This window comes from Aquiflexum sp. (assembly GCF_041751335.1).
GTDB lineage: Bacteria > Bacteroidota > Bacteroidia > Cytophagales > Cyclobacteriaceae > Aquiflexum.
Window position 1 is genome coordinate 1 of record NZ_JBGSXS010000115.1, and the last position, 8,708, is coordinate 8,708.

Consider the following 8,708-nt stretch of genomic DNA (forward strand, 5'->3'; position numbering starts at 1 on the left):
CCGCTTGGTGCAGGCCTGTTGTATGTCAAAAAGAACAAAATCAATAAAATATGGCCTCTTTTAGCACCATATCAATTGGACCATGCCAACATCAAAAACCTGAACCACACCGGAACCCATCCTGTAGCAACCGACCTGGCATTAAATGATGCGCTTGATTATTTTGAAATGGTAGGCGCAGAAAGAAAAGAAGCGAGGCTAAGATACCTGCAACGCTATTGGTCTGACCAAGTCAGAAATATCCCCGGGATAAATGTGAACACCCCTGAAGACCCTTCCCGGTCATGTGGAATAGCCAATGTGGGGATTGAAGGAATGGACCCGAATGAAATGGCAAAAACATTGATGGATAAATACAAAATCTATACTGTTGGCATTAATTATGCTGGAGTGGTAGGCTGTAGAATTACTCCGAACATTTACACCACTCCAAAAGAATTAGATGTATTTGTAGAGGCTTTAAAAGAAATGTCGAAAAGCTGATTTTGGTTTTCTGATTTATGTATGTACGCAATGATGCCAGTAAAATAGTAATTCATTATAATTCTCACAAAGAAACTGAAATGTCCGGTACTTCGGACTTCCAACCTGTATGAAGTGGAATATTGAGTTCCCTGCAAAAAAGCGGATAACCGGTTTCTGATTATATTTAAATGGCAAAACCTAAAATCCACATCAAAAACTACAACTTTGAAAAAAACAAATAACCAAATAACCATTAAACCAAAAATACCATACAATCCCTAAATAAATAGCAAGAATCCTTGCATCTTATTTCAATCCTTGTAACATTTGTGTACGTTTTCCAATTAAATGTCAAACAGCAACAACATAGCGTTTCAATCATATTCCACTGCTTTATTTGCAATGGTCTGCGCTGCTATGTCATTTTTAACTCCATTTAGGAGATTTAGGAACAGTTTCAGGGCAATGCCCCTGTAATACCCCTTGGTGTCCTAAGTGGATAACCTACAATAGCATAATCACATATACATTTAATTATTTGACCCAAAAGGTCAGCAACCATTCATTTATCTCCCTTTGGACAAAATGGAAAATCATTCCTTTATCATAAGACCGGCTACTGAAAAAGACAGTGACTATGCTGAAACGATTACTCTTGAAATGGAGGAATCAGCTAAAGCACGAGGAACCGGAATAGCCAAAAGATCTCCCGAATACATTAAAACAAAAATGAAGGAAGGGAAGGCCGTTATTGCTACAACCAAAAAAGGGGAATGGGCAGGTTTTTGCTATATTGAAGCCTGGGGACATGGAAAATTCGTGGCCAATTCTGGATTGATCGTAGCTCCCCAATTCCGTAAATTTGGTCTGGCCAGTCAGATCAAAAGCGAAATATTCAAATTAAGCCATACCAAATTCCCTGAATCCAAAATCTTCGGTTTGACCACAGGTGCCGCAGTGATGAAGATCAATTCGGGTTTAGGCTACATTCCTGTTTCTTACTCGGATTTGACGGATGATGAAGAATTCTGGAAAGGCTGTAATAGCTGTGTAAACGTGGAAATACTCAAAAGTAAAGCAAGACAAAACTGTCTTTGCACAGCCATGCTGTATGATCCTTCCAAAAAAGCCAAAGTCCAGGACGTTGCACTCCGGGAAGATTTCAAGAAAAACATCAAATTATTCGAGCGGTGGACACGATTGAAGAAATATGTGATGCTCAATATCAAAAAGACTAAAGACAAAACTTTCGGCCTATTTTAAACCAAATGCCATCTCAGAATATCAACCTTAATGGCAATTCAAAAAAATCCAAAATGAAAAAAATCGTATTAGCTTACAGCGGTGGATTGGACACGACTTTTTGTGCCTTGCATTTATCCAAAGATCTTGGTTATGAAGTCCATGCTGTCTTGATCAATACCGGTGGTTTTGCTGCCGATGAACTTCAAGAAGTGGAAGCCCGTGCAAATAGTTTAGGAATTGCTTCATTTACAGTTCTTGACGTCACCAAAACTTATTATGAGGAAGTCCTCAAATACTTGGTGTTTGGAAATGTACTTAAAAACCAGACCTACCCCCTATCTGTCAGTGCCGAGCGAATACTTCAGGCAAAAACTTTAGCGGAGTACGCAAAGAAAATCGGTGCCAAATCCGTAGCCCATGGCAGTACAGGTGCAGGCAATGACCAAGTGAGATTCGATATGATTTTTCAGACCATTGTTCCTGATATTGAAATCATCACTCCTATTCGTGATCTCAAATTGACTCGGGAAGAAGAAATTGCCTACCTCAAAAAACATGGTGTTTCCATGAATTTTGAGAAAGCTGTTTATTCCATCAATAAAGGAATTTGGGGGACTTCTGTTGGTGGGAAAGAAACTTTAACGTCCAATCAAACCTTACCGGAAAGTGCCTGGCCTGTTCAGGTCTCTAAGTCAGCAAGTGAAACATTGGAAATTGGATTCGAAAAAGGAGAAATCAAATCAGTAAATGGCCGATCTTTTGAAAATCCGGTTGACGCAATTTTAAAGATCCAAGAGATCGCAGCACCATTTGGCATAGGCCGAGATGTCCATGTAGGCGATACCATTATTGGAATAAAAGGCAGAGTGGGTTTTGAAGCTGCCGCAGCTTTGATCATCATCAAAGGCCATCAATTGCTCGAAAAACATACCTTGACCAAATGGCAAACTTTTTGGAAAAATCAGTTATCCGAGTTTTATGGAAACCACCTGCATGAAGGCCATTATTTGGACCCTGTCATGAGAAATCTTGAAGCCTTCATGGAAAGTACTCAGGAGTTTGTAACCGGAACTGTAAAAGTGATGCTCCACCCCTATCGGTTCCAATTGATCGGCATAGAATCCAAACATGACCTGATGGCTTCCAAATTTGGTAGTTATGGGGAAATGAACAAAGGATATACAGGCGAAGATGTCAAAGGATTTACCAGAATTCTAGGAAACCAAACTGCAATTTTCCATCAAGTCAACCATCATGATGAAGATTAAAACAGCGATCATTGGTGCTGCCGGTTATACAGGTGGGGAATTACTGAGAATATTGGTGCATCATTCTAATTGCGAGTTGGTATATGTGCACAGCAACAGCCAAAAAGGGAAAAAAGTAACAGATGCCCATCCTGACTTGATCGGAGATACAGATTTGATCTTCACCGATAAAGTGGAAACAGAAGGCATTGATGCCGTCTTTTTGGGATTGCCCCATGGTGAGACGAAAGGCTTTTTGGAAACACATCCTTTTCCGGAAGAGACAAAAATCATCGACCTAAGCACGGATTTTCGGGATGAAAGCAATGGTTTTGTTTACGGTCTCCCTGAAGTCAATAAATTCAAAATCAAGTCTGCCAAAAAAATTGCCAATCCAGGTTGTTTTGCCACGGGAATTCAACTGGCCTTGGCTCCAGCAGTTCTTAAGGGTTGGATCAAGGATGATGTCCATATTTCTGGCATCACCGGAAGCACTGGTGCCGGTAAAAAGTTAAACGAGACTTCGCATTTCAGTTATAGAAGCTCCAATATGTCTGTTTACAAGCTCTTCGCCCATCAGCACCTTAAGGAGATAAATCAGACTTTTGGACAATTGCAAAAAAGCTTTGACCAAAACCTTCTGTTTGTCCCATATAGAGGAAACTTCCCCCGAGGGATTTGGATTACAGCCTATTTCCCATTTTCAGGAACAAATGAAGAAGTCATTCAAGCTTACCGGGAATTTTATAAAGACGCTCCTTTCACACATGTATCTGAAAAGGATATTGACATGAAACAAGCTGTAAACACCAATAAATGCATTGTTCATACCCAAGTGGCAAATGGGCAACTCGTTGCCTATTCAGCCATTGACAACCTGCTAAAAGGAGCTTCCGGGCAAGCAGTTCAAAATTTCAACCTTGCTTTTGGTTTGGAAGAGACAACCGGATTAAATCTCAAAAGCATCGGCTTTTAAACTACAGACCATGAATTTATTTGATGTATATCCTTTAATGAATGTGACTCCTATAAAGGCTCTTGGCGCTAAACTGTGGGATGATAAAGGTGAAGAGTATTTAGACCTTTATGGCGGGCATGCCGTGATATCAATCGGACACAGCCACCCGCATTTCAACAACAGATTGAAAGAGCAATTGGATCTGATTACTTTCTATTCCAATTCTGTTCAAATACCGCTTCAAAAGCTTTTGGCCAATAAGTTGGGTGAGTTATCAGGATATCGGGAATTCAATCTCTTTCTGTGCAACTCAGGTGCCGAGGCCAATGAAAACGCTTTAAAATTGGCCTCTTTTGCGACTGGGAAATCTGGTTTCATTTCTTTTTCGGGCGCATTTCATGGCAGAACTTCCGGTGCAGTGGTACTTACTGACAATGCCAAAATCATAGCACCCTCCAATCAAAGAGGAGATGCACACATTCTACCATGGGGAGATATTAGTGCAGTAGGAAATCAGCTTCAACAAGGAAATATTGCAGGCATTATTATTGAAGGTATTCAGGGGGTTGGGGGAATCCATATTCCTGAACCGGAGTTTCTGCTTTCCATTTCCGGATTAGCAAAAGAATTTGGTGCCAAGCTAATATTGGATGAAGTCCAATCAGGATATGGTAGGACGGGTAAATTCTTCGCCCACCAATGGGTGGCAGGATTGGTACCCGACTTGATCACCATGGCAAAAGGAATGGGAAATGGCTTCCCTATCGGTGGCGTGCTGATACACCCAGATTTCAAAGCCTCTTATGGTTTACTTGGCACTACCTTTGGAGGTAATCACTTGGCATGTGCCGCTGGGTTGGCCGTATTGGAAGTCTTGGAATCAGAAAACTTAATGGAAGAGGCTGAAAAAATGGGAGAGTTTTTGATCCAAGAATTAAAAAACATCCCTGGAGTTAAAGAGGTCCGTGGCAAAGGTTTGATGATCGGGATTGACCTAGACAGGGAGGCTGGACCAGTCCGTTCTGAATTAGTAAATAAATACAAAATATTTACAGGAAGTTCAGCCGGAAAACATACCATTCGTTTGCTCCCACCTTTAAATATTGAAATGAAAGAACTATCTTCGTTTTTGGATAGTTTAAAGAAAATATTGATTTAAATAAACCAAAGTTGTCATTTAAAGGCAGCTTTTACATTAAGATGGAAAACTTCACCAGGTTTGAAAATAAAACAATAGCTGAAAGACTTATCCAACAGGCCCTTCAATACAAAGAAAACCCATGGGTTGACAAGGCAAAAGGAGAGGGAAAAAGGATTGGTTGCATATTTTTGAATCCATCACTCAGGACCAGGGCAAGTACTCAAATAGCTGCGCAGCAGCTGGGAATGGATGCCATTGTTATGAATATGGACAAAGAAGGTTGGGCTTTGGAAATGAAAGAGGGTGTGGTTATGAACAAAGGCAACATCGAACATATCAAGGATGCTGCGGCAGTTTTAGGGACATATTTTGATATACTGGCCATCAGAGCATTTCCCAGTTTGACAAATAAACTAGAGGACATTGAAGATTTTGTAATCAACCAGTTTATAAAATATTCCGGAAAACCTGTCATCAGTTTGGAAAGTGCCATCCGCCATCCCCTCCAAAGTCTGGCAGATATGATCACGATCCAAGAAAATTGGACCAAGGAAAATAAACCAAAAGTGGTATTGACTTGGGCCCCTCACATCAAAGCCATCCCACATGCTGTGGCCAATTCTTTTTCAGAATGGGCCTTAGGCTGCGGTCATGACCTAACGATTACTTTTCCCGAAGGTTACGGACTAGATGAGGCTTTTACCCAAGGTGCCAAAATTGAATACAATAAACAAAAAGCTTTGGAAAATGCTGATTTTGTTTATGTCAAAAACTGGTCTGCTTTCACCGATTATGGAAAAATCATTACTACAGATCATTCTTGGATGCTAACTGAAAAGCATTTGAAAAAAGCCAAAAATGCCAAAATAATGCATTGCCTTCCAGTCAGGAGAAACCTTGAGTTGTCGGATGAATTATTGGACAGTCCAAGAAGTCTTGTTCAGGAACAGGCCAATAACAGAATATATGCTGCCCAAGCAGTAATCAGCCAAATTTTAGGCTAAATAAATTGAAATGCGCTTAAACCTATAAACCATGAATATCAGTATTATCAAAATCGGTGGAAATGTCATCGACTTCCCTGAAAAGTTGGATGAGTTTCTTTATTTATTTTCCAGGTTTCCTGGAAAGAAAATCCTTGTCCACGGAGGAGGAATAATGGCCTCAAAATTTGGTGAAAACCTTGGCGTTATGCCCCAAATGGTAGATGGAAGAAGAATTACAGACAAAGATACCCTGGATATTGTCACCATGGTGTATGCCGGATTGATCAATAAGCAAATTGTAGCCAAACTGCAAAGTTTAAAACAGAATGCCTTGGGAATGACAGGGGCTGATGGTAATCTAATCCGTTCCACCAAAAGACCTGTAAAGACCATTGATTATGGTTTTGTGGGTGACATTCAGGAAGTAAATGTTGATTTAATTACCTATTTGGTATCAGAAAATATCATACCTGTGGTCAGCGCCATTACCCATGACAAAAAAGGCCAACTTCTGAATACAAATGCGGATAGTATCGCCTCAAAAATGGCAACTGCTTTAGCAGTAAAACATGATGTAAAACTATATTTCTGCTTCGATAAACCTGGGGTACTCATCGATGAGAAAAATGAAAATTCCATTGTCCCTCTGATCAATGAAGATATCTATGCTGAACTGAGGAAAGAAGAAGTTATCCACTCGGGTATGATTCCAAAATTAGACAATGCATTTGCAGCCCTCCACAAAGGTGTGAACCATGTATGGATCGGGAAGGCAGAAAACCTCCTTTTAGCCGCGAAAGGAAAACTCTCCGGTACAACCATCGAAAAGCATCGCTACGATCTTTTTTGATCAATTTCTAAATCCTTGAGAATACCATTTATTCCAATTGGAAATAAATTTGGTCAATCAAATCTCAACCAAAGTTTCCAAGACCAGGAAGAAACCCAATATTTTCAGCATTTGAGAAAAATGAATTTGACAGAACCTGATATTGATGATTTATTTGAAGATGCACTTTTATTGTTGAAAGAACTGATAGAGACCCCTTCAATCAGTAAACAGGAAAACTATACCGCAGACATCATTCAGCAATTTTTGGAATCTGAAGGGATTCCACTTCAAAAAAGCAGTAACAATATCTGGGCATTCAATAAATTTTTTGACGCCAAAAAACCTTCAATACTTCTGAATTCCCATCACGACACTGTCCAACCCAATTCAGGTTACACCAAAGATCCTTTTCAGGCCATTGTTGAAGATGACAAACTATTTGGTTTAGGCTCAAACGATGCCGCAGGATGTCTAGTAAGTCTGATTGCAGCTTTTCATTATTTTTACAATAAAGAAATCCCCTACAACATCATCATTGCAGCGACAGCTGAGGAAGAGATTTCAGGGGCAAATGGAATTGAAAGTATTCTTGGACAACTTCCTGAATTTGAATTGGCCATTGTAGGAGAACCTACTTTAATGCAAATGGCTGTAGCCGAAAAAGGGCTTATGGTCATCGATGCCACCGTAAAAGGCAAGGCCGGACATGCCGCCCGGGAGGAAGGTGTAAATGCCATTTATGAAGCATTGGACGATCTGAACACCATCAAAGATTATCAATTCAAAAAAGTGTCCCCTTTCTTGGGAAAAACCAAGGCTACTGCCACCATCATTCAAGGTGGATCACAGCATAATGTAATTCCCGATACCTGCCAATACACTTTGGATGTGAGAGTTACAGACAGCTATGCATTGGATGAAGCATTAGAAGAACTCCAAAACGTCTTGAAAGCCGACTTAAAACCCCGGTCAAAAAGACTGAATTCCTCCAAAGTACCCGAAGGCCATAAAATCCTTAGCGTGGCAAAAGCTTTGGGATTGGAACTGTACGGCAGCCCTACCCTATCCGACCAAGCCCTGATACCCTATCCATCCATCAAAATCGGCCCCGGCGACTCCGCCCGATCCCACTCTCCTGACGAATATATTTATCACGAAGAAATCAAAACAGGAATCGAGGGCTATATCAATATCTTGAGGGAATATATGTTTTCTTAGATTGGATATCCGCTTCTTTGCCAGTTGTCCGATGACCGATGACCGATGTGCCGGAAATTTCAGTCTCCTACCTCATATTATATTGAATTGCGATTTAATTAGTGTCATTGCGTAAATATTTACCCCATTTTCATCCTTCATCCCTTATCTTTAACCCTTCATCCTTCATCCCTTATCCTTCTAGCTAATAGCAACCACAAATCTTAATTCTAAAATCTAAAATCTACTTTCCCCATGAAACTCTGGCAAAAAGACATCAGCTCCAAAAAAGAAGTAGAATCATTCACGATCGGACGGGATCCTGAATTTGACATTATCTTGGCGCCATTTGATGTATGGGGTTCGATGGCACATGCGATCATGTTGGAGAAAATAGGATTGTTGACTGCTGAGGAACTGAAAACCATAAAAGCAGGCCTAAAAGAAATCTATCTGGAAATTGAAAAGGGGCAGTTCCAAATTGAAGAGGGAGTTGAAGATGTCCACTCACAGGTTGAATTTATGCTTACTAAAAGATATGGAGATGTGGGCAAGAAATTGCACAGTGGAAGGTCACGAAATGATCAGGTTCTTGTTGACCTTAAATTATATTACAGGGCGGCTATCAGAGAAATCA

General features: G+C 40.4%; 9 protein-coding genes. All 9 read left to right on the plus strand.

Features of this window, described 5'->3' with window-relative positions; translation table 11 throughout:
• A partial coding sequence (locus ACEW8U_RS06270) for an aminotransferase class V-fold PLP-dependent enzyme (RefSeq protein WP_373521182.1) occupies nucleotides 1–483 on the plus strand: 483 nt, incomplete at its 5' end.
• 567 nt (nucleotides 484–1,050) lie between these two features.
• A complete protein-coding gene (locus ACEW8U_RS06275; protein ID WP_373521183.1) occupies nucleotides 1,051–1,728 on the plus strand; it encodes a GNAT family N-acetyltransferase in 678 nt (225 codons plus the stop codon).
• A 53-nt stretch (nucleotides 1,729–1,781) separates the two neighbouring features.
• Nucleotides 1,782–2,978, plus strand: a complete 1,197-nt coding sequence (argG, locus tag ACEW8U_RS06280; RefSeq protein WP_373521184.1) for an argininosuccinate synthase — start codon at nucleotides 1,782–1,784, stop codon at nucleotides 2,976–2,978.
• Nucleotides 2,965–3,933, plus strand: coding sequence for an N-acetyl-gamma-glutamyl-phosphate reductase (argC, locus tag ACEW8U_RS06285; protein ID WP_373521185.1), 969 nt, complete (start codon nucleotides 2,965–2,967; stop codon nucleotides 3,931–3,933). Before argG ends, argC begins: the two co-directional genes overlap by 14 nt.
• Nucleotides 3,934–3,943: 10 nt before the next feature.
• Nucleotides 3,944–5,074: an aspartate aminotransferase family protein gene (locus ACEW8U_RS06290; RefSeq protein WP_373521186.1), complete on the plus strand. Its 1,131-nt coding sequence runs from the start codon at nucleotides 3,944–3,946 to the stop codon at nucleotides 5,072–5,074.
• 41 nt (nucleotides 5,075–5,115) lie between these two features.
• Nucleotides 5,116–6,060 carry an acetylornithine carbamoyltransferase gene (locus ACEW8U_RS06295; protein WP_373521187.1) on the plus strand — a complete coding sequence of 315 codons (945 nt, stop codon included), beginning with the start codon at nucleotides 5,116–5,118 and terminating at the stop codon, nucleotides 6,058–6,060.
• Nucleotides 6,061–6,091: 31 nt separating this feature from the next.
• Nucleotides 6,092–6,892, plus strand: coding sequence for an acetylglutamate kinase (gene argB / locus ACEW8U_RS06300; RefSeq protein ID WP_373521188.1), 801 nt, complete (start codon nucleotides 6,092–6,094; stop codon nucleotides 6,890–6,892).
• Between the two features lie 120 nt (nucleotides 6,893–7,012).
• Complete coding sequence (locus ACEW8U_RS06305) at nucleotides 7,013–8,092, plus strand: M20 family metallo-hydrolase (protein WP_373521189.1); 1,080 nt, start codon at nucleotides 7,013–7,015, stop codon at nucleotides 8,090–8,092.
• 234 nt (nucleotides 8,093–8,326) lie between these two features.
• On the plus strand, nucleotides 8,327–8,708 hold a 382-nt coding region (locus tag ACEW8U_RS06310; RefSeq protein WP_373521190.1), incomplete at its 3' end, for a lyase family protein.